This is a genomic window from Amphibacillus indicireducens (assembly GCF_039539605.1).
GTDB lineage: Bacteria > Bacillota > Bacilli > Bacillales > Amphibacillaceae > Amphibacillus > Amphibacillus indicireducens.
Genome location: NZ_BAABDL010000015.1, coordinates 1,025 through 26,624, shown reverse-complemented (window position 1 = coordinate 26,624; position 25,600 = coordinate 1,025). Strand labels below are relative to the sequence as shown.

Here is a 25,600-nt window from a genome sequence, read left to right as displayed (position 1 = left end):
ATTGGTTATTTTTAATTGATTTGATGCGGTTTATTCAGGTTTTATGATTGGGCTATGAATAATCTAGGATAAAACATATCATATGATAATTTGTTGAATTTCAATGAAAACAACATATTATTTCTTACGTTATTTTGAAAGCCTTTGTATCTACCTAAACTATGTATTGCCCGATCATACATCGCATTTATAGTTTCACCTTCAAACATAAACAGAATATTATTAACTAATAAAATATCATCAAAATACCAAGTATCTCTTTCGCTTAGATCATTCCAAATTTCCCTTGCTATCTCTCGAGCAGAGTTGATATCATTACTATTCATTTTTATAAGGGCAATACAGACATTTCTTATGTTTGATATGTGACGATCCAATTGGTGTGTCAAAAAGTCATCAGATAAACTTATTATATTTTTAAGTCTATTTATGTTTTAAAAATGGTCTGTTCAGATGAAGAATTGAAAGAATTTGAGGAACAGCACGATGATCTGCCCTCAAAGTTCACTCGACTTTGGACGATTAAAGAGGCATACATCAAATGTATTGGGAAAGGGCTAACAGAAAACATTTCAAAATATAACTTTGCCAAATGCTGTGAACAACAGTTTATGAAATATGGGCTTTCTTTTAAAACATTTACTTTTAAAAACTATTTCCTAACAGCTTGTGGTGGGTTCCATGATATTAAAGTCCAAAAAGTCTCTTTAGATCAATTTGAAAAAAAGTTTAAGCAATTTTCAAAAAGTTAGGTAAAAGTTTTTCTTTAATTGCAAAACACGATCGGTTATTGTCATTATGAATGATAAAAAAATCACCGTATTATCATTATAAGGCATTCGCCATAAAATTTGGTGAATGCCGATGTTTTTTTAATGTTAAAAAAATGATAAACTATAACATGAGATGATGAAAAAAGAAAAAGTCTATTAGAAATGAGTGTGATTTTTTGACTTTGCATTATGAAGAACATGGAAATCAACGTATGCCACTAATAATGTTTATTCATGGTGGTGGTGTAAGTGGTTGGATGTGGGATAAACAAGTACAATGCTTTTCAGATTATCATTGTATTGTTCCGAATTTAGTGAATGACGAATCTAGTCAAAGGGGATTGGATTTTTCAATCAACAACCATGCAAATGTACTTCTAGATTTAATTGCTGAAAAAGCAAATGGAAAAACTGTCATTATCGTCGGATTTTCTTTAGGTGCTCAAATAGCCTTACAAATGATTAGTTTAAAACCACAATTATTAGATTATGCGATCATTAATAGTGCGTTAGTAAAACCCCAACCTTTCATGAAACGTTTAATAAAACCAATAGTAAAATTAACTTTTCCCCTCATTAAAAATAAGTTGTTTGCAAAAACCCAAGCAAACGCATTGTACATCGGTCATGAATACTTTGATTTATACTATCAAGAAACTTCAAAAATGAAGATGGGTACATTAATTAAAGTACTGGAAGAAAATATGTCTTTTAATATCCCAGAAAACTTTTCTCAAGCTTCATGTAAAATACTAGTAACTGTAGGAGAAAAGGAGAAAAGAATGATGAAAAAATCTGCAGTCGATATTGTAAATAGCAATCCAAATTGCAAAGGTGTAGTATTGCCTAATGTTGGTCATGGTGTTTCATTGGCAATGCCTGATTTTTTTAATGAAATAGTGGAAAATTGGGTCAATAATGTTCAATTACCAGAAGGAAAAGTTATCAAATAAAGCTCTGTTTTAAAATACTTGATTAATGTGGGTCACTTGTAAATATTGCCCCTTATCTAGGTATAGTTTTGGATAGAGGGATAGATGCATTATTAGTTTTCTCCCCTATATATTGATCAGAACCATAAGTTTACTGCTTAAATTTATCATCGCAGTTATCGTAGCGGATCATCATGCACTATCAAAAATAATCTAATGTCTTCTTTGATGGGGTACAATTAAAGAAAGAACGGATTGGTGAAAAAATTGTTCATATAGCAGCTAAACAGAGTGTCATGTTTTTTGGAAACAACTGTCTGTTATGAGGGAAAAGAAAAAATAGAAGAAAGCCAAAAATCAGGTGAAAATGGAATAAGCTATGCATAAAATAAGTAGGAAAAATCGTACAATAATTACTATAACTCTTCTGCTGATTGCATTCCAACTATTAGGGGATAGGGTACCTAGTATAATTTACTACTCAGGCACAGTGTTATCGCTAGTTTCTTTGATTTTTTTACTATTTCACAAAAAAGATAATAATGTAGAAGTATAGATTTTTTAGCGCTGTAAAAATTAAAACCCAATTGAGCTTTTGAATTGGTTTTTTTAATTCCAAGAGGTCGAACGTGCATTCGTGTTGATTGTTTGGTAAAATTAAATTAATGAGCTCTAATCTATAGATATCAGTGGTTATCTAAAAAATATTAAGATTGCGGGGGAGTTGCCTTGCAGGAAAAAATTAAATTTATTCATAGTGCGGATTTGCATTTAGATAGTCCGTTTAAGGGGATGAGCACGTTGCCGGATTCCCTTTATCAGCAGTTAAAGGCAAGTACATTCACAGCTTTAGATAATCTCGTTCAGCTTGCGATTGATGAGTCGGTTGATTTTGTTTTAATTGTGGGGGATCTTTTTGACCAGTCGCTGAGGAGCGTTTATGCCGAGATGCAGTTTTTGCTTGCTTGTGAAAAACTAGCTGAAGCGAAAATTCCGGTCTATCTCAGTTATGGTAATCATGATTATTTAAAAGCACGTACACGGACGCTGAATTATCCGGACAATCTCCATGTTTTTGAGTCAGACGAAGTCGAGTGTAAAGTTTTTGTGAAAAATGGTCGGCCGTTAGTTGGGATTCATGGCTTTAGTTATTTAGAACAAGCCGTGCTGGGAAATAAGGCGACAGAGTACGAGCCGATTGATGGTGTGCCGTATCAGATTGGGATGTTGCATGGGAGTACAGGGCAGGCGGATGACCATGATCATTATGCGCCGTTTCAGCTAGGTGATTTACGGGGAAAAAACATTGATTATTGGGCGCTCGGGCACATTCATAAACGTGAGATTTTAGGGACAGAGCCTGCGATTGTCTATCCTGGGAATACACAGGGGCGCTCGAGTAAGGAATTTGGTGAAAAGGGTTGTTACTTAGTTGAGCTTGATCAAGCGGATACGAAGCTGACTTTTAAGCCCTTGCACCAAATTCAGTTTGAACAGGTCACGATTGATCTAAAAAGTTGCAATGATCTTGATCAGCTATACGAGCAAGTAACTGATGCGCTAACTAGGTTCACTCAACAAAAAGTGATTGTTTATTTAACGCTGATCAATGCGACACCACAGATGGCACAGAATTATCATCAAGGTGAGCTAGATGAAATGATCGAGCTTTATAATGAGCAACAAGAAGATCAACGTGATTGGACTTGGGTTCAGTCTGTCAAACTTGAACAGGAACGGGACTCGGTTGAGTCACTTTTAAAATTGCGCGATCCATTTATTCAGCAATTACTAGAGCAGTTTGAACAGATTGATTGGGAAGAGGCAGCTAATGATTTGTGGCGCCATCGTCATGCAAAGCGATTCTTACCAGAACTGACTGAAGCAGAGAAAGCTGAAATTATCGAAGAAGCAAAAGAGCTTGCATTATATCAATTGATCGGACTGAGTAACGATGAAAATTAAACGACTACATATTTATGGGTTTGGTAAGTGGCAGGATCAGAAATGGGATCTTAGTGAACAGCAACTGTCTGTGATTGCTGGTGACAATGAAGCTGGTAAATCAACGATTCGGGCATTTATTTTATTTATCTTATTTGGTCTGTCACCTCAACAAAGACAGCGTTATTTACCGAAACGTGGGGGACAGCTTGGTGGTCAGTTAGTTGTTCAAGGATCTGATGGGAAAGATTATACGATTGAGCGGATTGATAATCGATCGAACGCTGAAGCGATTTGCCTCGATCAGAATGGGCAAAAGCAAGCAGCCGATTGGCTTAATCAAGAACTCAATGGTGTTGACCGCGCGCTCTACAATCAGATTTTCAACTTTGATGTATTCGGCCTCCAACTCGAGGCTGGCTTTTCGAAAGAGCAGTTAGGTGAAGTTTTATTAAGCGTTGGCATGACAGGGTCTGACCGGATTTATCAAACCGAAAAAGAACTGAAAAAAGTTTTAGATGGGCAATTTAAAAAGCAAGGTTCAAAACCAGCGCTCAACCAACTGATTAATCAATTAGTTGACCAAGAACGGGAATTAAAAAGTCTCGAGGATTCTGTCGTTGCGTATCAAAGGCATCTTGAAAAGAGTGAAACCTATCAAGCTGAGATTGAGCAAAAGCGGGCAAGGATCCAAGGGCTTTATCGAGAGCTCGACGTATATGTTGAACAACAACGCGTTTATCCCGCAATTGAAAATTTCCAACTCGTTAAACAAAAACTGACGGAGTTTCCTGAAAAAATTGATTTTCCAGAGCAAGGAGAAGCACGATTTCGTAGACTTAAAGAAACGATTCAGCCACTTCAAGCAGATTATGAGGTTGCTAAACGGCAAGAGAATGATTTGGAAGCAGATCGATTACAGCTTGAAGCACGACTCTTATCTGATCAAAAAATTAGACAAATATCAGCCAAGCTCGATCATGTGAGTCAGTATCATGATCAGTTAACTGAAAAAAAACATTTGGAACGTCAAATGGAAGAAAAAGAGCAGATGATTAAGGCTCAACTTAATGAATTAAAATTAAATATAACTGAATCAGAGCTCAAACAGTTGCCCATTAACTATACGACAGAAGAAACGTGGAAGAAATTAGCTGATCAATATTATCACACAACAAAGCAGATCACAAATGATCAGCAATCGCTTGATACATTGATTAGACGAGGTGTCATACTGGAAAATGAAGTAGCTGAGTTAGAAGCCAAAACGTTATCGACTCGCGAAAAAAACGTCATTGAAAACGAGCTTGAACAGATTAACCAACGCTTTAATCTTAGACAACAAAAAGATCATCCATTTATGAAACAGCAGTTGAGTCACCGAGTTTTTAGTTTTCTATCGGTATTTCTACTGGTTGCTAGCTTAATGATCATTTTAGTTAATCAAAACAATTTGTTAAATGGTCTTTTAGCAGGTTTTATTGTGCTCGTCGGGGTTACTTTTATTTGGCAACAACTGAAGTTTCGTAAAAATTGGCTTGCCTTTTTAAATGAACAGTCAACCGAACAGACAATCGAATCAACTGAGCGACGTGATGAGTTGGTTAAAAAGCTTGCTTTACACGATAATAATCGAGATCAATTAATTTTAGCACGTGAAAAACTCAAACAAATTGATGATCAACAAATGAATATAACAGAAGAATTAAGAAAATTAACAAGTGACCTTAAACAAACTGAGCAGGCGATCGAACATGAGCGTAACCAATTTTCTTTTCTAACAAACTTATCGGTCGGATTTTGGCCAGATTTGGCCACTCGATTACGAGAAATGATCGATTTAATTGATCAACGTGATCAATTAAAGGCTAATCACAGTGAACAAGTTAGATTGCTAGATCAGTTTGAGACGGAAACAAGCACTCAATTTAATGATCTTTTTGATCGAGAAGAGAGCTCTTTTCAAGAGCAGTTAATCCATTTAAATGAAATAGCGGTGGAGCAAAATAATCTCAGGGAGCAACAGGAAAAATTAACGGAACGCCTAAAAGAGCAGAGTGAGATCCGTAAGACGATCGAAGCTAAAATGATTCCATATCAAGACAATTTAAGTGAACTTTTAAAGCTGGCGAATGTTGATTCAGAAGAAGACTTCCTCACCCAAGCTCATCTTTATCGGGAGTGGGATGAGTTAAAGGAACAACAAGCGGAAATGGTGCGCCAAATTCAGTTGCACTTACCAGAAGCGGTTACATCTAAAATCTTCGCAGGAGAGTTTTTGTCGAAAAATGAACTTGAGACTCAGATTGAATTCATCCGGGAGCAATTGGAAGAGTTAGAAGAGTGGGTAAATGAATTGGTGCAAAAAGAAGCGGATCAGCAGGCGATTTTGAAGAGTTTGGCTCATTCGAAGGTGGCGGTTGATTTGAAGCATGCGTTTCATTTGACGGAGGATAAATTGGCGTCGGGTGCTAGGGAGTGGCTCGTTCGTCAGGTTGCATTAAAGCAGATTGAAGGGACAAAGGCAGTGTTTCAAACGTCTTACTTGCCGGTTGTGTTGGAGAAGGCGTCGGAGTTTTTGGGGCAGTTGACATCAGGGCGTTATCTGAAGCTTGATTTCGATCAGGGGAATCATGAGTTGTTTTTATTGGCGGCAGATCAGCAGACATATGAGTTGGATGAGTTGTCGCAGGGGACGATTGATCAATTGTTTGTTTCGATTCGGCTTGCGATTAGTAGTTGGTTGGCTGAGCATATTCGATTACCGTTTTTGATTGATGATGGGTTTGTCCATTTTGATCGGGAGCGGAAGCGGGAGATGGGGCAAATTTTGGCGCAGCTGAGTGATGTGCATCAGATTATTTATTTCACCAAAGATATGGATGGGCTTGATCAGAGCGGTGATGACTTTATTATTTTATGAAATACGTGTAGGATGGATGAAAGAGGATTAGGGGGAATGATAGATGGAAAAGCCGCGAAATACTGAAGAGTGGTTGGTCTATGAAGAGACGATTGAGCAATTCATTCAAATGATTGCTAAAAATATGACGTTGTATGGTATTACTCCCTCGGTTGGTCGGTTGTATGGGATGCTTTATTTTAGTGATGAGCCGATGTCTTTAGATGACTTGAGAGATGCATTGAAAATGAGTAAAACAAGTATGTCGACTGGGGTACGAGCGTTAGCGGAGATGAATATGGTTGAGCCTGCTTATCGCAAGGGGGTTAGGAAGGATCTTTATCAATCTGAGGAGGATTGGTATAAATCGTTTACCTCGTTGTTTGGTGATCGATGGCGCCATCATACTGAGAAGAATATTGAAGAGGCGGATCAGACGATTGTTGAGCTTGAGCGATTATCAAGTGAGACGGCTGATCAGGGTTTAATTGACAAAATTAAGACGGATATTGAGAGGTTACGGTATGCGCGTAATTATTACCAGTGGCTGATTCGTTTTATTGAGGTCATTGAGTCTGGAGCAATTTTTGAATTTGTCCCGAAAGAAATTGATGAATAAATGCTTTTTAAAAAAATCAGAGTCACACCGGTTGGGCATGCTCTGATTTTTTTATTTTGCATTTTCGTAGCGGCTGTCGAGATAGTCAACGATATGAATTAAGTAGCCTTCTAATGTTTGTGGTTGTTTGACGGCAGAACCCCACTCTGGTAAACCGTGGTGGCATAAAATACAATGGCTAATCTGATGGATCGCGTCAATATCTAATGAAAGGTCAAACTTCTCAAGCAATTTGCTGAAAAGTAGAAAGCCATACGGGATATGTCCGACCATCACGCCGAGTGGATCCATACTAATCCCAGCCTGTTTGCGTTCAGTTAAGCTTTCAGTATTTGCAGTTGGGAAAAGCACGTCAAATGCTTTAAGTGACAATCCTGCATGATCGTACTCAAGAATTTTCCCAAGGTCGTGGAATAAAATTGAGGTGATCAAGAGATTATAGTCTGGTTTTTGCTCATTAAAAGCCATCGCGCCTTTTGTCATTGTGTAAAGATGATCGATTGTTTGATTCCAAGTTGAGGAATAGTTGATTGGCTCGTTATTTTTATAAGCAAGGTAGAGATCTTTTTTGTAACTTTTCTCGACGAGTTGAATCAGTGTAATCACTGCTTCAATATGGCCTTTATCTTCATTCATAATATAGCGAGCAATCCGCATTAAGCCGACTGTATGTTTTAAAAGTCCGCCTAAGTAGTTATGATGGTGACCTTTTGCCGCTGGCGCGATCCTAAAATCATCCCAAAACAAGGCTAATGTTTCTTTAGCTAATGTTGCGTAAGGTTCGTCTAATTGATCAAGATAGCTGTATAATTCAACCGTTAAATTCGGAAAATCCTCATCTGTATATGGGAGTAACGAAAATGGATTAATTGTTTCTTCTACTGGATTTAGCTTGTTAACGGTTAGTGATTTTTGATTGTTATATTCATCAACAACTGCTTCAATATCAAATACAGCATGTTGTTCTAAAAGTGGTGTGACGCGGTTTACGATGCCTTGATTGTCCCACATCTTGGCAGAGATCATCCCGGCGTTGTTACTGAAAGATAATCTTAGAAAATTTTTATTTGTTCGGGTTAAGCGAACTTCATAATCGTTTAATAATAAGCGTTGACTGACCTGATTTCCAGCTGTTTGGTCGTCAATCTGAAAGGTACTTTGACCGCTAGGCAACTCAGGTGGAGGAAACCGTTGAATGATTTGCTCAGCTTCGTCCTCACTCACTTGAATGTCAATTGGGATTTGACCAAAAAAATAACTCGAATCAATTCTCATCTCACTCGCCCCTTAAAAAATATTCACTCTCTTTAGTTTAACGTACTTATAGTTAAAATCCTATTGATTTTCTCAATAAATAAAAAAGCATACTGGTATGTACCAATATGCTTTAGCTTAAATCGATTATTCTAAATCCAAATCGTCTACTTCTGGAAGATCCTCAAAAGTGAATAAATCTTTAAACTCATCAATATTCACTTTAATATTTGATCCCTCTAATAACTCACGCATTTTCGCTGTTGCGACAGTTTCCTCAACTTGTGGTAAAGCAATTTCTGTTCTTAATCTTGCTTTCATATCATCAAATGAATCAACTTCGCGCTCAGAATCACGAGTGGCAGTGACTTTAATAATGTGCCATCCATGTGTTGATTGAACAGGTTCGCTGATCTCGTCGACGTCTAATTCGTAAGCAGCATTCTCAAATTCTGCAACCATATCACCAGCACTAAAGAAACCAAGTTGTCCACCTTCAGCTGCTGAACCAGGATCCATCGAATGTTCTTGAGCCAATTCACTGAAATCAGCGCCATCTAACAATTGTCCGTGTAAATCATTAGCTAACTCTTCATCAGCTACTAAAATATGACTTGCTTCAATTTCCGTTAAGAGGCGATCATAACGCAATTGAATTTCTTCATCGCTAACTTCGATGTCTTCTGTAAATGCCTCTTGTTCAAGTAAATGTAATTTTAGCATTTTACGATAGTCATCTTCAGAAGCGAATCCACTTTGCTGAAGTACCATTTCAAATGCATCGCCATATTGTTCTCTCATTAACTCGACTTGGTCATCAACATGATCATTGTCCACTTCATATTTATCTTCAAGGATTGAAGCATAAACCATACTATGTAGTACTGTTTCACCACTGATTGCTTTTAATTCCTCGTAGAATTCTTCTTTAGTAATATTTCCTTGATCCATCTCAACAACGACTTCTGAATCACCAGATGAACAAGCTGATAGTCCGATAATCGCAGCTGAAATTGTTGCTACAATAGCTAATTTCTTCATTTTCTTACACTCCCACTTTAGCAAGACAATTAAGTCTATATTTTTTTCTCAAATGTAAATATAACATAGTTTTAACAAAAATAAATCATTATCCGAGAAATTACTTTCTTTTTACTAAGAAATAATTGAAATGCCCATGCTAATTTTTTGTTTAGGCATAACATAGTAGTGACAATACGAGGGAGGTATGATTATGAGTCATCAAGGATCTTATGGTGGTTTTGCTTTTATCGTTGTATTATTTATTCTGCTTGTGATCGTTGGGGCAGCCTGGATTTAAAATTTCGAAAAGATAACCAATTGAAAAGCTGATCAAATTAGAGAGCTCTAATTTGATCAGCTTTTTTCAATGTCGATTGTTAAATGTTTTAATTTTTTGATTTGTCAATATAAGCTAGACAAATCTGATTCATTTATGTGACTCAAAAATACTTCCAAGGGTGTTCGATAATCTAAAGATTTTCTAGGTATTTGATTTCTCTTGTTAGCTACCGCAGAAACAAAGGTTTGATCGACTTGGTTGAAGTCCATTTCCTTTGCCAAACCATCTTTTCTAAGTAAGCCATTTGAGTGTTCATTTAACCCACGTTGCGAAGGAGTCCCTGGGTCTGCAAAGTAAATTGAAACATCATGTTGATTGGATAGCGATTTCCAGTTACTAAATTCTTTCCCGTTATCAAAGGTGAAAGATTTAAACAAATTTCTAGGACATGATTGAAACCACTCTGATAATGTTGTTTCAATATCACTTGCTTTTCTGCCTTCTGGTTTTAAAGTAATGATGGCTTTAGACAGACGTTCCACCAAAGTGATAACGGCGCTTTTGTGATGAGCACCAACGATCGTGTCACCTTCGATGTGACCAAATTCATTTTTAAACAGAGGATAATCTTTTTCTCTTTCAGAGATGTTGCGTTTGAAAGCTTGTTTTCCTCGTCGTTCCTTGTGTCCGTTAGGTTTTCTTTTGCCTTTCATTGGGAGCGTTGCGCGATCAAAGTCGCCATCTTCAAAGCGACGATATAAAGTTCTCATTGAACAACTGATCGACTTTTCAGCACGTCCGATAATAACGTCTGGTGTCCATCCAAGGGCGACCTTTTCCTTGACGTATTCCTGTTCTTTTTTGGGCAAAGAAATCTTACGTCTACCGCAACGCTTTTTGTTTTCTTTGTAGCGTTTGTAGTAATCGATCGCTGAGTGGCCCTGCTTCAAAAAGTTAATGACGTTATAAATGGGTTGACGCGAACGCTTTAAGCGCTCAGCGATGATCGCAACAGAAATGTTTTGATGATGATAAGATTCTATCATTACTAATTCATCCGTGGTAAGATGGGTGTAGGTCATTTATGATCTCTCCTATTCTTTGTCGTGGAAGTATAGTAAGAGTGTATCATAAATGACTTTTTTATTTGTCTAGCTTAATATTACAATCTACGTTTATTAAATGATGCTTCAATTAAACGATGAAATTCGATCATTTCGTTAATCCGATTTTCAATTAAATGACCTTGATCACGATGATTTGCTTTTTCCTGAATTGCGTGAATCGTTTGTTTCTGGATATTAATATGGTTCCTCCACTTACCTAAATAGGCTTGCATGAAGCGTTGATAGAGGTTCTTATCAGTTGTGTAGAGGTTTTTTCGAACACCTTTTTTCCAAACCTGCTTAACTAGATTTAAATCAATTAACGTGCGAATTCCAGTGTTAACTGATGTTTTACTTTTTCCCATGACTTGGCTCATTTCGTCCAATGTCATCGGCTGATGATTTAAATAGAGGATCGTAAAGAGTCGTGCATCTGTTGGGGAAATATCAAACATTTCAATTGTTTTTGAAAATTCATGAATCAATTGATTTGTGATTGTATCAACTAAAGTCATCTGTCAGTCACTCCTTTCCGATAAGAGACCGATGCCTAGAAATAGCATACACAATAACTTTGTTAAATCAAAATATGATATCTAGGTGTAATTGAGAGCATTTGAGAGCAATCTTAAGAAAAAAACGATAAAAAGTTTGTTCAGTTTAAACTGTACGTATAATTTGTACGAAATTAACCGAATTCGTTGTTTGAATGTTTAGTTGGATTAAGGTTATAGTAGCAAGGTAGCATTTTTGGAAGTCGTAATTGGTATTTATCGGCGATAAATATAATCCGGAGATAGATAGAGAGTATGTCGGATTTTAATAAAAGGGGTGAACAGTCTTGTCGGTTATTGAAGTTAAAAACTTATCTAAAATATTTGGTAAAAATGTTAAGCAGTCTATCGAGTTGTTAGATGAGGGGAAGAAGAAGGAAGAAGTTTTAAAAGCTACAGGTGCCACGGTTGGGGTTAATCGGGCCACATTTAATGTGAAGCAAGGTGAGATTTTTGTCATTATGGGTTTGTCAGGTAGTGGCAAGTCAACTTTGATTCGCTTGATTAACCGTTTGATCGAACCAACAGAAGGTAGTGTCACAATTGATGGCGAAGATTTGGCGACAATGAATAAAGAGAACTTGCGCCGTGTTCGTCGGGAAAAATTAAGTATGGTTTTTCAAAAGTTCGGTTTGTTTCCGTTTCGGACGATTTTAGAAAATACCGTTTACGGTTTGGAAGTACAGGGCATTCCGAAACAGGAACGACTAAAAAAGGCGAAAGAAGCGCTTAACTTAGTTGGTTTAGGTGATTATATTGACCAATACCCAGATCAATTATCTGGTGGGATGCAACAACGTGTAGGGCTAGCTCGAGCATTGGCAAATGATCCCGAGGTTCTATTAATGGATGAGGCATTTTCTGCACTTGATCCGTTAATTAAAAAGGACATGCAAGATGAGTTAATTGATTTACAACAAAAAATGAAAAAGACGATTATTTTTATTACGCATGATTTAGATGAAGCGCTAAGGCTTGGTGATCGAATAGCCCTAATGCGTGATGGATCGATCGTTCAAATTGGTACACCGGAAGAAATTCTTGTCAATCCAGCTAATGATTATGTTGAGCGTTTTGTTCAAGATGTTGATCGTTCGAAAGTATTAGTTGCTGAAAATATTATGCGACGTCCTGAAACAATTAATATTGACAAGCATGGCCCGCGTGTGGCACTTGAACGGATGCGTGAAGAAGGGCTATCAGGTATTTATCTTGTTGATAGTAGTCGAAATTTAAAAGGTTATCTGACTGCTGATGCCGCTTCAGCTGCGATCAAACAGGAGATTCGAGATTTGAATCAGGTATTGAATCCTAATGTACCGACTGTTGGTCTTGATAAGCCAATGCAGGAAATTTTTGATTTGATTCATGATTCACAAATTCCAATTGCTGTAGTAGAACAAAAGAAGTTAAAGGGAATCATTATTAGAGGTTCTGTTTTAGCTGCGTTAGCGAGAGAAAGTGGGGTGCAGATCAATGTTTGATCAAATACCACAGTTCCCAATCTCGGAGTGGATTGATCGAGCTGTCAATTGGATTACGAGTACGTTTTCATTTATTTTTAATCCAATTCGAAATGAATTTGGCGATTTTATGTCTTGGGTAGCTGACTTACTTGAACAGATCCCAGCAATTGTTATTATACTGATCGTAGTAGTTGGAGCATTTTTTGTAACGGGTCGGAAGTTTGGTTTAGCAACATTTTCCCTAATTGGTCTCTTGTTTGTTTACAACCAAGGCTTATGGAGTGAGTTAATCGATACGTTCACACTTGTGCTGATTGCAAGTTTGTTATCGATCATTATCGGGATTCCGATTGGGATTCTAATGTCGAAGAGTCGTATTGTCGAGACAATTATGTTGCCGATCTTGGATTTAATGCAGACAATGCCTGCTTTCGTTTATTTAATTCCAGCCGTTGCGTTCTTCAGTATCGGAATGGTACCAGGTGTATTCGCTTCATTAATTTTTGCGACACCACCGACTGTTCGATTTACGAACTTGGCCATTCGTCAAGTGTCGACCGAAATGATCGAAGCGGCAGAAGCATTCGGAAGTACTGGTTTCCAGCGCTTATTTAAAGTCGAACTACCGATGGCAAAAACAACAATTATGGCGGGGATTAACCAGACAGTGATGCTCTCGCTATCGATGGTTGTAATTGCCTCAATGATCGGGGCGCCAGGTTTAGGTCGACCCGTTTTATCAGCATTGCAACGTGCTCAAGCAGGTCCAGGTTTTGTTGCAGGATTGTCAATTGTTATTTTAGCAATCATCATGGATCGTTTTACACAAAATATATATAAAAAGTAGTTTTTATTATAGTAGGACTCTCGTTGAGGGAGACTAAATATAAAAATAAGGGAGACGATTTAATGTTTAATTTTTCATGGAAAAAAACAAGTTTAATTTTTGTCCTAGTCTTATCACTGTTCTTAGCTGCCTGTGGTAATGATGGAGATAACGGAGCTACAGACGAAACAACAGATGATCAGGAAGTTAATGGCGATTTAGGCGAGACAGATTTAGAATTGGTTTACGTTGAGTGGGATACAGAAGTTGCCTCAACACACATTATTGCACATGTATTAGAAGAGCAAGGCTACAATGTAGAAACAACACCAATTGACAATGCAATTATGTGGGAAGCAGTTGCAAGTGGTGATGCAGACGGTATGGTTGCTGCATGGTTACCAGCAACACATGGTGATCTCTATGATCGTTACCATGAAGAGATGGATCATTTAGGTGTTAATTTAGAAGGTGCAAAAATTGGTTTAGTTCTTCCTGAGTACATGGAAGATGTTAATTCGATTGCTGATTTAAATGATTTTACTGATGAGTTCGGTGGTTCAATTACGGCGATCGAGCCAGGTGCAGGTGTTGTACAAGCTGCTGAACAATCATTAGAGGATTATGAGCTGGAAGGTTGGTCTGTTGACACTTCTTCGAGTGGTGCAATGGCAACAACTTTGAGACAAGCTTATAATAATGAGGAACCAATTGTAGTGACTGGTTGGTCACCACACTGGAAATTTGCTGAATTTGAGCTTAAATATTTAGAGGATGAATTGAATTCATTTGGTGATGCTGAAACGATTGATACATTTGTTCGGATTGGTCTTGAAGAAGATAGTCCGTTAGCTTACGATATTTTAGATAATTTCTATTGGGATTCTGCTGATATGGAAGCAGTTATGTTGGAGATTTCTGGAGGTACAAGTCCTGAAGATGCAGCATCAGCATGGGTTGAAGCCAATCGTGATAAAGTAGATGAATGGCTTCCAGCTGAATAAAACAAACGCATGAAAACCTACTAAGATAATTTTCTTGGTAGGTTTTTTTGTGTGAACTTGTCTGTATTTCACTAAACTTGTGCATAAATCACCAAACTTGAATGTATTTCGTCGGACTTGAATGCAAATCGTCTAACTTGAATGTATTTCCCCAAACTTGAATGCAAATCGTCTAACTTGAATGTATTTCCCCAAACTTGAATGCAAATCGCCTAACTTGAATGTATTTCGTCGGACTTGAATGCAAATCGTCCAACTTGAATGTATTTCTCCTCACTCGTCTATTTCATAAAATCTAAACACAAAAAAAGAGCTCTATCCAATTATAGAGCTCCCCAAAACTAGTCTGTTTCAACTGTCGTTGTTTGATTTTCTAATTCATTTAATCGTTCTTCGATTTGCTTCAAATAAGATTGAATATTTTTTTGATGTGGTTGAATCGTTGCATGCCAGCTCTCAATCGAATCTTTCACATCAAGCGAAAGCTCTTTAATTAATAGCACACCTTCTTTTGAAGTGTTGATAATCTGTTCTGAAAGCTCCTTACCATTTTCTTTAACATGCTCAAATGAAACCTTCAATTCCTCTGCTTGGTTTTTCAGATCTGCACGTGTTTCCTTACCAGATTTCGGTGCATTAAGTAAAGCAACTGCTCCACTAATGATACCTCCAGCTATAAATCCTAGCAATAATGATTTGCCTTTAGCCATAAATTACACCCCTTTCTACTCACTACTACTTACTATTATCTTCTCTTTATTTCGCAGAGTCAAACATCAAAAATAAAAGAAAAATAAGTTTTACAAAAAATAGCTGGAGGACTATGATATAGGTATTATGAACGAAAGGGGATACTAAATGAAGAAGCTGATTTTCTTATCGTTAATGATTCTTATCATTGCTCTAGTAATAATTTTCATTCGCGAAAAAACTCACAACGACAATCATAGTCAAAGAGCAATCGAAGAAGAGGCTGGATTTGAATTGTCAGGCTACTATTATTTCGGCTATCTCGATGAAAGAGAGAAACTAGATCAGGCGTCAGAAAAGGAATATTTCAACATGATGGATACTCAATTTCAAGCTTATTACCAAAGCATGTTCCAACTGTTTGAAGAAGATGCAAAATTAAGCGAAGACATCATCGCCTATTTTGAATCAATCGGCGGATTGAGACTCTATTCAATGCCAGCTACAGACACTACCTTGCAAAATGGTGATTATCTCACTTTGCTCGTCAAAGGTCCGATTCAAGAATCTTATCCAGCAGTAATTACAAAAATAGAAAATATCGAACTACGCTATCCGAGAAATTAAAAAGCATCCACCAGTTAAACGAGTGGATGCTTAGCTTTTGATATATTATGCAAATTCAAAGTTAGATCGTCGCATGATCGACTGGACGATTGGATACAAGATAATTGTAAAAATGACGTTAAACAATACTGCTGGTAAAACAACGCCAACGAACATTGCAACGAATGAACCGCCCATTAAACCGACAACATAAAGTGCCATAATCAAGAATACGGATCCACTTACAATGGTTCCAATCGTAATTAAAATAGGTACAGCAATTTTTTGATTGACTTGCTTCGGAATGATTAAAAATAAAGCAAAAAAGATAAATGCGGTAATCGGTTTTTCAACTAAGTTTGATATTTGTCCACCGGGCGCACCAGTCGTTAGTGCAGAAATCACACCAGTTGCTAAACTAACAACAACAACGTAATTCACTTTTGGAAATAACATAATGCCTAAAAACATCATCGGTAACATAATGTCAGGCTTCATTCCGAATAAAATTGGTGGTGAAATCAAGTGTAAAACAGCACCGATCCCCATAAATAATGCCAATAGAACTAAATCTTTCGTTTTCATGCTCATCTCTCCTCAACTAAGCTCATTTTTGAACCCCCATTTGTGCACTGATTGCCAAATGCGAGGTTTTTTCAATTATAACACAATAAATAATAAAGTAAATACTAAATATTCTGAGAAATCAAACTTGCAATTTCAGCTAAATCTTCCTGACTATAATCATCATTATGCGTTACCCAGTTCGGCTGAAAACCATCCGTTTGATCATAGCGTGGAATTAAATGCAAATGAAGATGGAAGACCGATTGACCAGCAGCTTCCCCCGTATTACTTAAAATATTAATCCCTTTTGGCTTAAAACTCTTCTCAATCGCCTGACTAATTTTAGGCACCCGAGCGAACAATTGACTTGCCACTTCCTCACTCGTCTGATAGATATCTTTCGTATGAGCCTTCGGAATCACAAGCGTATGCCCCTTCGTCACTTGACTAAGATCAAGAAATGCATAGACATCCTCATCCTCATAAACTTTAGCCGATGGAATTTCACCAGCAATAATTTTGCAAAAAATACAGTTTTGATCCACTGACATCAGATTCACTCCTTTTTTATTTGACCCCATTTTATCATTAATCCACCCAGCTTAGCAAAAAAACGACAACCGCTCCGATTTGCATTCAGCTCTAATAATGGTAAAATTTATATACCATGATTAATCAAGATCGTTTCGGTAAAAATTGTTGAACCACGTTTGAGGAGGGGACAAGATGTCCAGCTTATTACAAATTGAGAATTTAAAAGGCGGCTATACGCACAAAAATGTACTCCATGGCATTTCATTTGATGTTAAACCAGGTGAGATTATCGGTCTGATCGGTTTAAATGGTGCAGGAAAAAGTACGACAATTAAGCATATTATCGGTCTAATGGAACCGCGTGAAGGCAAGATCAGATTATCGGGTTACAGAAACCAATCAGATACAGAAGCTTTTCGGAAACAGTTTGGTTACATCCCTGAGACACCATTATTATATGAAGAGTTAAATTTGTACGAGCATTTAAAGTTGACCGCAATGGCTTATGACCTCGATCAAAAGACATTTGACGAGCGCCTACCAAAGCTATTAAAAACATTTCGTCTCGAAAAACAAATCAATTGGTTTCCGATTCATTTTTCAAAAGGGATGAAGCAGAAGGTGATGATCATGTGTGCCTTCTTAATCGATCCACCACTGTACATTATCGACGAACCATTTGTTGGACTCGATCCACTCGCAATTCAAGCACTATTAGATCGAATGATCGAGGTAAAAGAGCAAGGTGCTGGAATTTTAATGTCAACACATATTTTAGCAACGGCTGAACGCTACTGTGATCGATTTGTCATTTTACATGATGGCGAAATTAAAGCGATGGGCACAATTGATGAATTGCGGGCTCAATTTAAGATGCCGTCAAGCACGCTAGATGATCTTTATTTGCAGCTCACAAAGGAAGGTTAACCAATGGATAGTAAACAATTATTTAAGAAGCGATTTAGCGCCCATCTCAAAGAAACAGTTCGTTATCTTCAATACATTCTAAATGGTCACTTAGCGATTGCAATTTTATTTTTGCTTGGCGCAGGGGCTGTTTTTTATCAACAATTCTTAACCCAGCTACCAGACAATTTCCCAACAGACTGGATCGTTAGTCTATTGTTTGCGCTCGTTGCGCTATATAATCCAATCCAGAATTTATTAAAGGAAGCGGATTTAGTCTTTTTATTTCCCGCTGAAAAAAAGCTAACACCCTATTTTAATCTAACCCTATGGTATAGCTTTTTAACTCAACTCTATCTTGTCGCAATTGTAGCAGCAGCTTTAGCGCCACTCTATCAGACGAGTGAGTTAACAGAAAGCTATCAACTGCTGCTTTTAATGCTTGTCTTTTTTAAAGCATGGCATTTTTTACTGAACTGGTGGATATTGCGCGTAAGAGATCGAGCGATTCAGCGCAGTGAAAAACTGCTTCGCTTTCTGTTGCAGCTCGCTTTCTTTTATAGTTTTATCAATCGGCACGTTCTGATCGCAAGCCTACTCGCAGTTGGACTGATTGGTTTGTTCGTTTATCTCTATTATTATAGTCATCGTTTTGCATTGGCTTGGGATCAATTAGTTGAAAAAGATCAACAACGGATGCAGAGCTTTTACCGCTTAGCAAGCATGTTTACTGATGTCCCGCATTTTAAAACATCAATCAAAAAACGCCGCCTATTAGTGGGGTGGCTGACGAAAGCAATTCCTTTTGAGCAAAAAAATAGTTACTCATTTTTGTATCGGATCACTTTGAGCCGATCAGCTGATTATTTTGGTCTTTACCTTCGCCTAACACTGATTGGCGCGATGCTACTTGCCTATTTTGACCATATTTTAATTGTCCTAGTTGTGTCTATGCTGTTTCTGTATATCACGGGTATTCAATTGGTTCCCCTTTGGTACCATCATCGGACGCAAATATGGGGCGATTTATATCCGATAAAAATGACTGAACGTAAGGATGCAATCATCAAATTAATCGAACAACTACTTGCGTTACAACTGATTGTCTTTACTCTAGTCAGCTTGTTAACGACAGATTTATGGCAATCAGGGTCTGTGCTATTAATCGGAATTGTTTTTATTACTGGATTTTCCCGAATCTATGTTATGAAAAAACTCACCTAATTAAACAGAACGATTCACAAGTGATAAAATACGCTGTGAATCGTTTTATTTTTAATCGTAACTATTGGTCAGCCCAAAGTCACGCAAACTCATACTTAAGACTGAGACAAAACCATGCTCTAGATTGTGTTTGTTTAAGAGATTATCTGTATAATAGAGGTATAGTTGAAAATAAACTAGAAAATGATCAAAGAAAGGGTGAGTTTGGATGGGGAATCGTTTTTTTCGCAGTATGATAGCGATGGCGATTATTTTATTAGGAGTTATTCTTGTCTTAGAAAATCTTGGTCTTGCAACGTGGTCAATAGGTGATTGGTGGCCGTATATTTATCCAACCTTCTTTATTTTAGTTGGGTTAAAGTGGTTGTATAAAAGTTTTAAAGGCTTAAATGGCATTTGGGTACCGCTCTTTTTAATTACTTTTGGTTCACTACTGTTGCTCGATCAATTTAATTATATAACGTTTTTGTTTTGGGATGTTTATAAATTATGGCCGTTAATTCTCGTGTTTATTGGCTTAAGCTATTTAGGGATCCCACGCAAACGACGGATGAAAATTTTTTATGAATCAAATGATCCGGAAATGAATGTTGGTAAAGATGGGGAGCGCGAACATGTCGTATTTGGCGACTATGATTATAGTAAAACGAATTGGAAAGTTGAGCCAACGAACATATGGAATGTTGTTGGTGATCATACGATGGATTTTACCAAGGCGTTTATACCAGATCAGGATACGCCAATTACGATTCATGGTTTAGCTGGGGATATTAATATTATTTTGCCTCATCATGTTGATTTTTCGGTGCGTGCAACTGTTCATGCTGGTGAAGTTTTTGTGTTAGATCAAACGTCACAAGGGATTAACCGGACATTAATGTATCAAACGACGGGTTATGAAGAAGCAACCCGTAAATTAACGTTTAATTTAAAATTAAATGCAGGTTCTATCAGAGTTGATCGAATTTAAGGAAGGTGACTGGTGTGTTTAAAAAGCTAAATTCGATTCGTTATTCTTATATTCAATCGCAATTAACAACAGTTGCTTTTTTAACGTTAGCTGTGCTCATTGGCTTAACGCTAATCGATTTAATTGCGGATCCAAATTGGTTAGATCAAGCAACGATTATGCTTTTTTCAGTTGTTCATTTCTTAATCGGTTCAATTATTGCGATTTTAATCGGTTTTCGCTCAAGTGGCAAAATGAAATCGCAATTTGATGATTTATCGGTGATGATTATGCAGCTATCACGTGGTAATTATCACACGCGTTTTCGGCTTGAAGAAGAGGGTGAAGTATCGCGAATCGGTGTAGAGCTGAATGATTTAGCTAAAAAATTAGGCGACCAAGTTCATTATCTCCAGCGACTCGCTGACGAAAAAGCAGCCTATGCTGAAAGAGCCCACAAAATTGCCACGATTGAAGAACGGCAACGGTTAGCACGTGACCTGCATGATTCGGTCAGTCAACAGCTGTTTGCTTTGGCAATGATGTCTAAGGCAGTCGTTCGTGGCGTTAAAATGAATCCAGAAAAGGCACAAAGTCAGGTTGAAGATCTGGCAGAAACAGCGATGAAGGCACAAACAGAAATGCGTGCACTACTCTTGCATTTGAGACCGATTCATCTATCGGATCAATCGCTAAAAGATGGGATTCACAACTTAATTGCTGAATTGAAAACAAAAAGTGCGATTCATTTTGAGCTAAAAATTGACCAAATCGATCAGATCCCACGATTTACAGAGGAGCATATTTTCAGAATTATTCAAGAAGCTCTGTCCAATACATTGCGCCATGCAGATGCAAAACATGTAAAAATTATCCTCAGACATGAGCCGGAGCATCTGTTTGTACATATTGCCGATAACGGTGACGGTTTTGATTGGGAGCAAGCCGATCAGAAGAAAACGTCGTATGGCTTGAAAACAATGCGTGAACGGAGCGAAGAAATTGGTGGTCATTTCAATTTACGAACGAAAAAAGGGATCGGAACATATATCGATATTCGTGTTCCATTTCCTAAACAGGAGGTGGAAGAATGATACGCATCGTAGTTGTTGACGACCATGATGTCGTTAGAAAAGGTGTGATTGCTTATCTGGAAACTGAAGCAGATTTTCAGGTGATCGGAGAAGCAAGCAGTGGAGAGGAAGGCGTTGAGGTCGTCCTAAAACAAAAGCCAGACGTTGTGTTAATGGACTTAATTATGGAAAACGGCAACGGCATAGAAGCAACAAAACGGATTAAAGAAGTGATTCCTGACTGTAAGGTGATTGTTTTAACGAGTTACTATGATGATAAACAAATCTTCCCTGTTCTCGAAGCGGGTGCATTTAGCTATTTGTTAAAAACGGCCTCAGCCGAGGAAATTGTCAGTGCGATCAAAAAAGCCCATCATGGCGAAAATGTGATCGAACCAAAAGTTGCCCACAAGGTGATGACACGTTTCCAAGGCAAACAAGCGACACTACATGATCAATTAACCGATCGAGAGCTTGAAGTTTTAATTTGTCTTGCAAATGGCGCAACAAATCAAGAAATTGCCGACCAGTTGTTTATCGGGATTAAAACAGTGAAGACACATGTCAGCAATATTTTAAGGAAACTAGAGGTTCATGATCGAACGCAAGCGGCGGTTTACGCCCATCGTCATCATTTATTATAAAAGGAAACTTCAATCAGTGCCAACTGATTGGGACTGCGGTTACTCGTCCCACCGAGAACATTTGGTAGTACCACAAGGGTATGACCTAAAGGCCCTTGAACCAATCGGGCCGTTACTGTCAGTTGATCCCCACGTTGAAATCTTGTTTTCCTTTGAATTTTAAATTGGGGATCTTACTGACAGTTGCACTGCGATAAAGTGAAACTTCAATCAGTGCCAACTGATTGGGACTGGGACTGCGGTTACTCGTCCCACAAAAAAACTTAGGACTGCGATTAGTCTCTATTCGTTACTCCTATGGTGTTTTTTCGCTGAGTGAGGGCATGATTAGTCTCTATTCGTTCCCACTGCGATGATTTTTTCGTTGAGACAGGGTACGATTAGGTTCTATTCGTTCCCTCTGTGACGATTTTTCGTTGAGTGAGGGCATGATTAGGTTCTATTCGTTGCCCCTATGACGGTTTTTCGTTGAGTGAGGGTATGATTAGTCTCTATTCGTTCCCCCAGTGATGATTTTTCGTTGAGCCAGGGCACGATTAGGTCTGATTATGAGGACGATCTCTGATGATTAGCACCTATTCGTGAGAAATCACACCGAAGCAGAGGACGATCTCTGACGATTAGCCCTTATTCGTGAGAAATCACACCGAAGCAGAGGACGATCTCTGACGATTAGCCCTTATTCGTGAGAAATCACATCGAAACAGAGGACGATCTCTGACGATTAGCCCTTATTCGTGAGAAATCACATCGAAACAGAAGACGATTTCTAACGATTAGCCCTTATTCGTGAGAAATCACATCGAAGCAGAAGACGATTTCTGACGATTAGCACCTATTCGTGAGAAATCACATCGAAGCAGAGAACGATCTCTGACGATTAGCCCTTATTCGTGAGAAATCACATCGAAACAGAAGACGATTTCTAACGATTAGCCCTTATTCGTGAGAAATCACATCGAAGCAGAAGACGATTTCTGACGATTAGCCCTTGTTCGTTAGATACCAACCTGATTATGAGGGTGATTTCTGAGGATTAGTCCCTATTCGTGACACTTCTATCAGTGTGGGTTATTCTTGATCCCCACGTTTAAATCTTAGTTTCCTCCTCATTCTTGAAGTGAGAGTCTTGCTGACAGTTAGACTGCGATAAAAACTCATCTCATATTTGATCAACTCATCAACACAATAATCGTTTAATCTTTAGCTTTGTCTAATTTTGACGTATAATGTGTTAGTAATTAAGGTTTTGATCGGATTGTGAGGTGATTTTTTTATGGACAAAATAAAAGAATATCTAGTTAAAGGTTGGAAGTTTATCAATCAGAGTTGGATTAAGTGGCCAATTTTGTTGGTCGGCTCATTTATGACGTTAAGTGTCGTTGGCTTCCTGTTTATAATTTTCGGTGGCCGGCTCATTGTCGATGAAACCGCACTTATTTTACCTGCGACGACCCAAGTTGTGACTGAAGACGGTGAGTATGCAGGCAGACTTTATCAAGAAAATCGCCAACTTGTCCAATTAAAAGAGATACCAACCCATGTTCAAGAAGCATTTATCGCAATTGAAGATCAACGTTTCTATTCACATGCGGGAATTGATTTTAGAGCTGTTGTCAGGGCGGTGTATCGTGATCTAATCGCATTTGATAAAGTTGAAGGTGCAAGTACGATCACACAACAATTAGCTAAAAACCTCTTTTTAACGAATGAAAAATCATGGATGCGTAAAACTCAGGAAGTGATGGCATCAATTTATTTAGAACGGCATTATACGAAAAGTGATCTACTCGAATTATACTTAAATCAAGTTTATTTTGGCCACGGAATTCATGGGGTTGGAACAGCAGCAGATTATTTCTTTGCTAAAGATGTCAGTGAATTGACGATTACCGAAGGGGCACTTTTGGCAGGAATGATTAATGCACCGAACTACTATTCACCACATATTGACGAGGAGCGTGCGCTAGACAGGCGAGATCTCGTGCTGAGTCAAATGAATCGGGCGGGTTATCTAGATACAGAAGAAATGCTCACACTCCAAGGGCGGACATCGACAGTTGTTGAACCAGTGAATCGCAACGAACCGTGGATTGATGATTATTTGGAGCTTGTGATTCGGGAAGCGGAGACGCTCTATCAAATTTCTCGGGCAGAGTTACAACGTGGAGGCTACGAGATCACAGTTTATCTCGACCCAACGATTCAAAAAATAGCTTACGAACAGATTCAGAATGATCAATTTTTTCAAGGTTCAGAGGATAATATTGAGACCGCTTTTACTTTGCTTGATCAGGAAACAGGTCATTTAAAAGCTGCCCTTGGAGGACGTGATTACTCAATTGGTGACTTACACCGAGTAGAGGTTGAGCGCCAACCAGGGTCAGTGATCAAACCACTGGCTGTCTTTGCTCCAGCACTTTCAGAAGGATATAGTGCTTATGATTTATTAGATGATACTGAACGTGATTATGATGGTTACCAAGTTAGAAATTTTGACGGCAAATATGCAGGTGAAGTGCCGATGTATGATGCCGTAACGGTTTCAAAAAACACATCAACAGTCTGGTTGTTAGATCAGATTGGGATTTCGACAAGTAAAAGTTATTTAGAAAAGATGCAGATGATTTTGCCCGATAATGGATTAGCACTTGGATTAGGTGGATTGGAGCAAGGTCTCACTCCCCTACAAATTGCGGAAGGATATCGGACGTTTATTCACGAGGGTGAATGGATTCAAGCCCATACGATTGCAAAAATAACGGATCGCCACGGTCGAACGATTGCCGAAGCTAGCCCTCCCACAAATCAAGTGTTTGATGAGCAATCCGCTTGGTACATGTTGCGGATGTTGGAAAATGTGGTTGATGAAGGGACAGGGCAGGCTGGAAATTATTCGAAAGCACTCGCAGGAAAAACAGGAACAACGCAACACCCACATGCCACAGGTTACGTGAAAGACAGTTGGTTTGCCGGTATCACGCCAGAGTATGTCACGTCTCTATGGATCGGCTACGATGTCAGTGATGCCGATCATTATTTAACAGTCGGAAGCTCAGCACCAACCGAACTAACGAAAGCAATTTTAAGTGAAATTGATCGAGTCCAACCATTGACAGATGAATTTACTCGCCCTGATCACCTTGAAGAGTTACCAGAGCCAATCGAGTTACCTGTAATTAATGACCTTGACGCCTCATTTGGATTTGGTGGCTGGCGTTTATTACGTGGCGAACTTACTTGGACACCGTCGGCTGATGAACGTGTTGTTTATCATATTTATCAAGTGGCAGAATCAGAAGGTGCTGATCAATATCTCGGACGCGTCGTCGGAGCAGGCGAATTTACTTTATCGGAGATGTCCATTTTTGATCAAGGTACCTACTACATCGTGCCATACAACCCATTGACCGACCAAACAGGCACCCGATCGAATACAGTAAGATTATCGTTGTTGGATTAGTTAAAACTCACATTCCGTTTGGGATGTGAGTTTTTTGGTGGAGTAAAACCTTAGATGCTTTGATAATCTTGTTCTAAAATAAATTAATTGTATATTTACAGTAAATTAACTAAATTATCAGAGTTGTATTATAATTCAAGAAAATCCTGCATTATTCATAACTTGATTTTTTTATAGGTACTTTCCCTGTAAAATGCCAAAAACAAATGACAGTCAGGACGATTTAATACTTATACCTAAATAAGTGTGGTTGCCCGCTAA

The 25,600-nt window shown here is 38.2% G+C and carries 23 protein-coding genes; 16 read left to right on the top strand and 7 right to left on the bottom strand.

Annotated elements, in window-relative coordinates; translation table 11 throughout:
- Positions 1-440: 440 nt before the first annotated feature.
- From ABD814_RS01540 to ABD814_RS01520, 5 genes are all read left to right on the top strand, one after another.
- Positions 441-752, top strand: coding sequence for a 4'-phosphopantetheinyl transferase family protein (locus ABD814_RS01540; RefSeq protein WP_344909689.1), 312 nt, complete (start codon positions 441-443; stop codon positions 750-752).
- Between the two features lie 197 nt (positions 753-949).
- Positions 950-1,726: an alpha/beta fold hydrolase gene (locus ABD814_RS01535; protein WP_344909687.1), complete on the top strand. Its 777-nt coding sequence runs from the start codon at positions 950-952 to the stop codon at positions 1,724-1,726.
- Positions 1,727-2,434: 708 nt separating this feature from the next.
- Positions 2,435-3,670, top strand: a complete 1,236-nt coding sequence (locus ABD814_RS01530; protein ID WP_344909686.1) for a metallophosphoesterase family protein — start codon at positions 2,435-2,437, stop codon at positions 3,668-3,670.
- Positions 3,660-6,572 (top strand): ATP-binding protein, encoded by a 2,913-nt coding sequence (locus ABD814_RS01525; protein WP_344909685.1) that lies wholly within the window; start codon positions 3,660-3,662, stop codon positions 6,570-6,572. Before ABD814_RS01530 ends, ABD814_RS01525 begins: the two co-directional genes overlap by 11 nt.
- Before the next feature lie 43 nt (positions 6,573-6,615).
- Positions 6,616-7,170 (top strand): GbsR/MarR family transcriptional regulator, encoded by a 555-nt coding sequence (locus ABD814_RS01520; RefSeq protein WP_344909683.1) that lies wholly within the window; start codon positions 6,616-6,618, stop codon positions 7,168-7,170.
- Between the two features lie 51 nt (positions 7,171-7,221).
- On the opposite strand, the gene ABD814_RS01515 is transcribed toward ABD814_RS01520, so the two are convergent.
- Complete coding sequence (locus tag ABD814_RS01515) at positions 7,222-8,445, bottom strand: HD domain-containing protein (protein WP_344909682.1); 1,224 nt, start codon at positions 8,443-8,445, stop codon at positions 7,222-7,224.
- Between the two features lie 126 nt (positions 8,446-8,571).
- Positions 8,572-9,465 (bottom strand): peptidylprolyl isomerase, encoded by an 894-nt coding sequence (locus ABD814_RS01510; RefSeq protein ID WP_344909681.1) that lies wholly within the window; start codon positions 9,463-9,465, stop codon positions 8,572-8,574.
- A 193-nt stretch (positions 9,466-9,658) separates the two neighbouring features.
- Between ABD814_RS01510 and ABD814_RS01505 the strand changes: the two genes are divergently transcribed.
- Complete coding sequence (locus ABD814_RS01505; RefSeq protein ID WP_425549039.1) at positions 9,659-9,745, top strand: YjcZ family sporulation protein; 87 nt, start codon at positions 9,659-9,661, stop codon at positions 9,743-9,745.
- A gap of 104 nt (positions 9,746-9,849) precedes the next feature.
- On the opposite strand, the gene ABD814_RS01500 is transcribed toward ABD814_RS01505, so the two are convergent.
- Both ABD814_RS01500 and ABD814_RS01495 read right to left on the bottom strand, forming a co-directional pair.
- Positions 9,850-10,809, bottom strand: a complete 960-nt coding sequence (locus ABD814_RS01500; protein WP_344909678.1) for an IS30 family transposase — start codon at positions 10,807-10,809, stop codon at positions 9,850-9,852.
- 80 nt (positions 10,810-10,889) lie between these two features.
- A complete protein-coding gene (locus tag ABD814_RS01495; protein ID WP_344909677.1) occupies positions 10,890-11,348 on the bottom strand; it encodes a GbsR/MarR family transcriptional regulator in 459 nt (152 codons plus the stop codon).
- Between the two features lie 326 nt (positions 11,349-11,674).
- On the opposite strand from ABD814_RS01495, the gene ABD814_RS01490 reads away from it, so the two are divergent.
- The 3 genes from ABD814_RS01490 to ABD814_RS01480 all read left to right on the top strand — a co-directional run bounded on the left by ABD814_RS01490 (position 11,675) and on the right by ABD814_RS01480 (position 14,683).
- A complete protein-coding gene (locus ABD814_RS01490) occupies positions 11,675-12,871 on the top strand; it encodes a quaternary amine ABC transporter ATP-binding protein (RefSeq protein WP_344909676.1) in 1,197 nt (398 codons plus the stop codon).
- Positions 12,864-13,700, top strand: a complete 837-nt coding sequence (locus ABD814_RS01485) for an ABC transporter permease (RefSeq protein WP_344909674.1) — start codon at positions 12,864-12,866, stop codon at positions 13,698-13,700. The genes ABD814_RS01490 and ABD814_RS01485 overlap by 8 nt, the downstream gene beginning before the upstream one ends.
- 62 nt (positions 13,701-13,762) lie before the next feature.
- Positions 13,763-14,683: a glycine betaine ABC transporter substrate-binding protein gene (locus ABD814_RS01480; protein WP_344909673.1), complete on the top strand. Its 921-nt coding sequence runs from the start codon at positions 13,763-13,765 to the stop codon at positions 14,681-14,683.
- A 341-nt stretch (positions 14,684-15,024) separates the two neighbouring features.
- Here the strand turns inward: ABD814_RS01480 and ABD814_RS01475 are convergent, their stop codons facing one another.
- On the bottom strand, positions 15,025-15,393 hold the full coding sequence (locus tag ABD814_RS01475) for a YtxH domain-containing protein (protein ID WP_344909672.1): 369 nt from the start codon (positions 15,391-15,393) through the stop codon (positions 15,025-15,027).
- Between the two features lie 148 nt (positions 15,394-15,541).
- Here ABD814_RS01475 and ABD814_RS01470 point away from each other — a divergent pair, with 148 nt between their 5' ends.
- Positions 15,542-16,000 (top strand): hypothetical protein, encoded by a 459-nt coding sequence (locus ABD814_RS01470; protein WP_344909671.1) that lies wholly within the window; start codon positions 15,542-15,544, stop codon positions 15,998-16,000.
- A 45-nt stretch (positions 16,001-16,045) separates the two neighbouring features.
- Here ABD814_RS01470 and ABD814_RS01465 read toward each other — a convergent pair whose 3' ends face one another.
- Positions 16,046-16,564 carry a tryptophan transporter gene (locus ABD814_RS01465; RefSeq protein WP_344909669.1) on the bottom strand — a complete coding sequence of 173 codons (519 nt, stop codon included), beginning with the start codon at positions 16,562-16,564 and terminating at the stop codon, positions 16,046-16,048.
- A 104-nt stretch (positions 16,565-16,668) separates the two neighbouring features.
- On the bottom strand, positions 16,669-17,097 hold the full coding sequence (locus ABD814_RS01460; protein WP_344909668.1) for an HIT family protein: 429 nt from the start codon (positions 17,095-17,097) through the stop codon (positions 16,669-16,671).
- Between the two features lie 175 nt (positions 17,098-17,272).
- On the opposite strand from ABD814_RS01460, the gene ABD814_RS01455 reads away from it, so the two are divergent.
- The 6 genes from ABD814_RS01455 to ABD814_RS01430 all read left to right on the top strand — a co-directional run bounded on the left by ABD814_RS01455 (position 17,273) and on the right by ABD814_RS01430 (position 25,339).
- Positions 17,273-18,007: an ABC transporter ATP-binding protein gene (locus ABD814_RS01455; protein ID WP_344909667.1), complete on the top strand. Its 735-nt coding sequence runs from the start codon at positions 17,273-17,275 to the stop codon at positions 18,005-18,007.
- A gap of 3 nt (positions 18,008-18,010) precedes the next feature.
- On the top strand, positions 18,011-19,210 hold the full coding sequence (locus ABD814_RS01450) for an ABC transporter permease (RefSeq protein WP_344909665.1): 1,200 nt from the start codon (positions 18,011-18,013) through the stop codon (positions 19,208-19,210).
- A gap of 208 nt (positions 19,211-19,418) precedes the next feature.
- Positions 19,419-20,180, top strand: coding sequence for a cell wall-active antibiotics response protein LiaF (gene liaF, locus ABD814_RS01445; RefSeq protein ID WP_344909664.1), 762 nt, complete (start codon positions 19,419-19,421; stop codon positions 20,178-20,180).
- A gap of 14 nt (positions 20,181-20,194) precedes the next feature.
- Positions 20,195-21,253: a sensor histidine kinase gene (locus tag ABD814_RS01440; protein WP_344909663.1), complete on the top strand. Its 1,059-nt coding sequence runs from the start codon at positions 20,195-20,197 to the stop codon at positions 21,251-21,253.
- On the top strand, positions 21,250-21,876 hold the full coding sequence (locus ABD814_RS01435) for a response regulator (RefSeq protein ID WP_344909662.1): 627 nt from the start codon (positions 21,250-21,252) through the stop codon (positions 21,874-21,876). Before ABD814_RS01440 ends, ABD814_RS01435 begins: the two co-directional genes overlap by 4 nt.
- A gap of 1,276 nt (positions 21,877-23,152) precedes the next feature.
- Entirely contained in the window at positions 23,153-25,339 is a 2,187-nt protein-coding gene (locus tag ABD814_RS01430; RefSeq protein WP_344909660.1) for a transglycosylase domain-containing protein, read from the top strand.
- The last annotated feature ends 261 nt before the right edge of the window (positions 25,340-25,600 follow it).

Bases quoted from the DNA above. Each gene is read 5' to 3' on its own strand.
- ABD814_RS01540 (WP_344909689.1), top strand. From the start codon at position 441: ATGGTCTGTTCAGATGAAGAATTGAAAGAATTTGAGGAACAGCACGAT.
- ABD814_RS01525 (WP_344909685.1), top strand. From the start codon at position 3,660: ATGAAAATTAAACGACTACATATTTATGGGTTTGGTAAGTGGCAGGAT.
- ABD814_RS01520 (WP_344909683.1), top strand. From the start codon at position 6,616: ATGGAAAAGCCGCGAAATACTGAAGAGTGGTTGGTCTATGAAGAGACG.
- ABD814_RS01515 (WP_344909682.1), bottom strand. From the start codon at position 8,445: ATGAGAATTGATTCGAGTTATTTTTTTGGTCAAATCCCAATTGACATT.
- ABD814_RS01510 (WP_344909681.1), bottom strand. From the start codon at position 9,465: ATGAAGAAATTAGCTATTGTAGCAACAATTTCAGCTGCGATTATCGGA.
- ABD814_RS01505 (WP_425549039.1), top strand. From the start codon at position 9,659: ATGAGTCATCAAGGATCTTATGGTGGTTTTGCTTTTATCGTTGTATTA.
- ABD814_RS01500 (WP_344909678.1), bottom strand. From the start codon at position 10,809: ATGACCTACACCCATCTTACCACGGATGAATTAGTAATGATAGAATCT.
- ABD814_RS01495 (WP_344909677.1), bottom strand. From the start codon at position 11,348: ATGACTTTAGTTGATACAATCACAAATCAATTGATTCATGAATTTTCA.
- ABD814_RS01485 (WP_344909674.1), top strand. From the start codon at position 12,864: ATGTTTGATCAAATACCACAGTTCCCAATCTCGGAGTGGATTGATCGA.
- ABD814_RS01480 (WP_344909673.1), top strand. From the start codon at position 13,763: ATGTTTAATTTTTCATGGAAAAAAACAAGTTTAATTTTTGTCCTAGTC.
- ABD814_RS01475 (WP_344909672.1), bottom strand. From the start codon at position 15,393: ATGGCTAAAGGCAAATCATTATTGCTAGGATTTATAGCTGGAGGTATC.
- ABD814_RS01470 (WP_344909671.1), top strand. From the start codon at position 15,542: ATGAAGAAGCTGATTTTCTTATCGTTAATGATTCTTATCATTGCTCTA.
- ABD814_RS01465 (WP_344909669.1), bottom strand. From the start codon at position 16,564: ATGAAAACGAAAGATTTAGTTCTATTGGCATTATTTATGGGGATCGGT.
- ABD814_RS01460 (WP_344909668.1), bottom strand. From the start codon at position 17,097: ATGTCAGTGGATCAAAACTGTATTTTTTGCAAAATTATTGCTGGTGAA.
- ABD814_RS01455 (WP_344909667.1), top strand. From the start codon at position 17,273: ATGTCCAGCTTATTACAAATTGAGAATTTAAAAGGCGGCTATACGCAC.
- ABD814_RS01450 (WP_344909665.1), top strand. From the start codon at position 18,011: ATGGATAGTAAACAATTATTTAAGAAGCGATTTAGCGCCCATCTCAAA.
- liaF (WP_344909664.1), top strand. From the start codon at position 19,419: ATGGGGAATCGTTTTTTTCGCAGTATGATAGCGATGGCGATTATTTTA.
- ABD814_RS01435 (WP_344909662.1), top strand. From the start codon at position 21,250: ATGATACGCATCGTAGTTGTTGACGACCATGATGTCGTTAGAAAAGGT.
- ABD814_RS01430 (WP_344909660.1), top strand. From the start codon at position 23,153: ATGGACAAAATAAAAGAATATCTAGTTAAAGGTTGGAAGTTTATCAAT.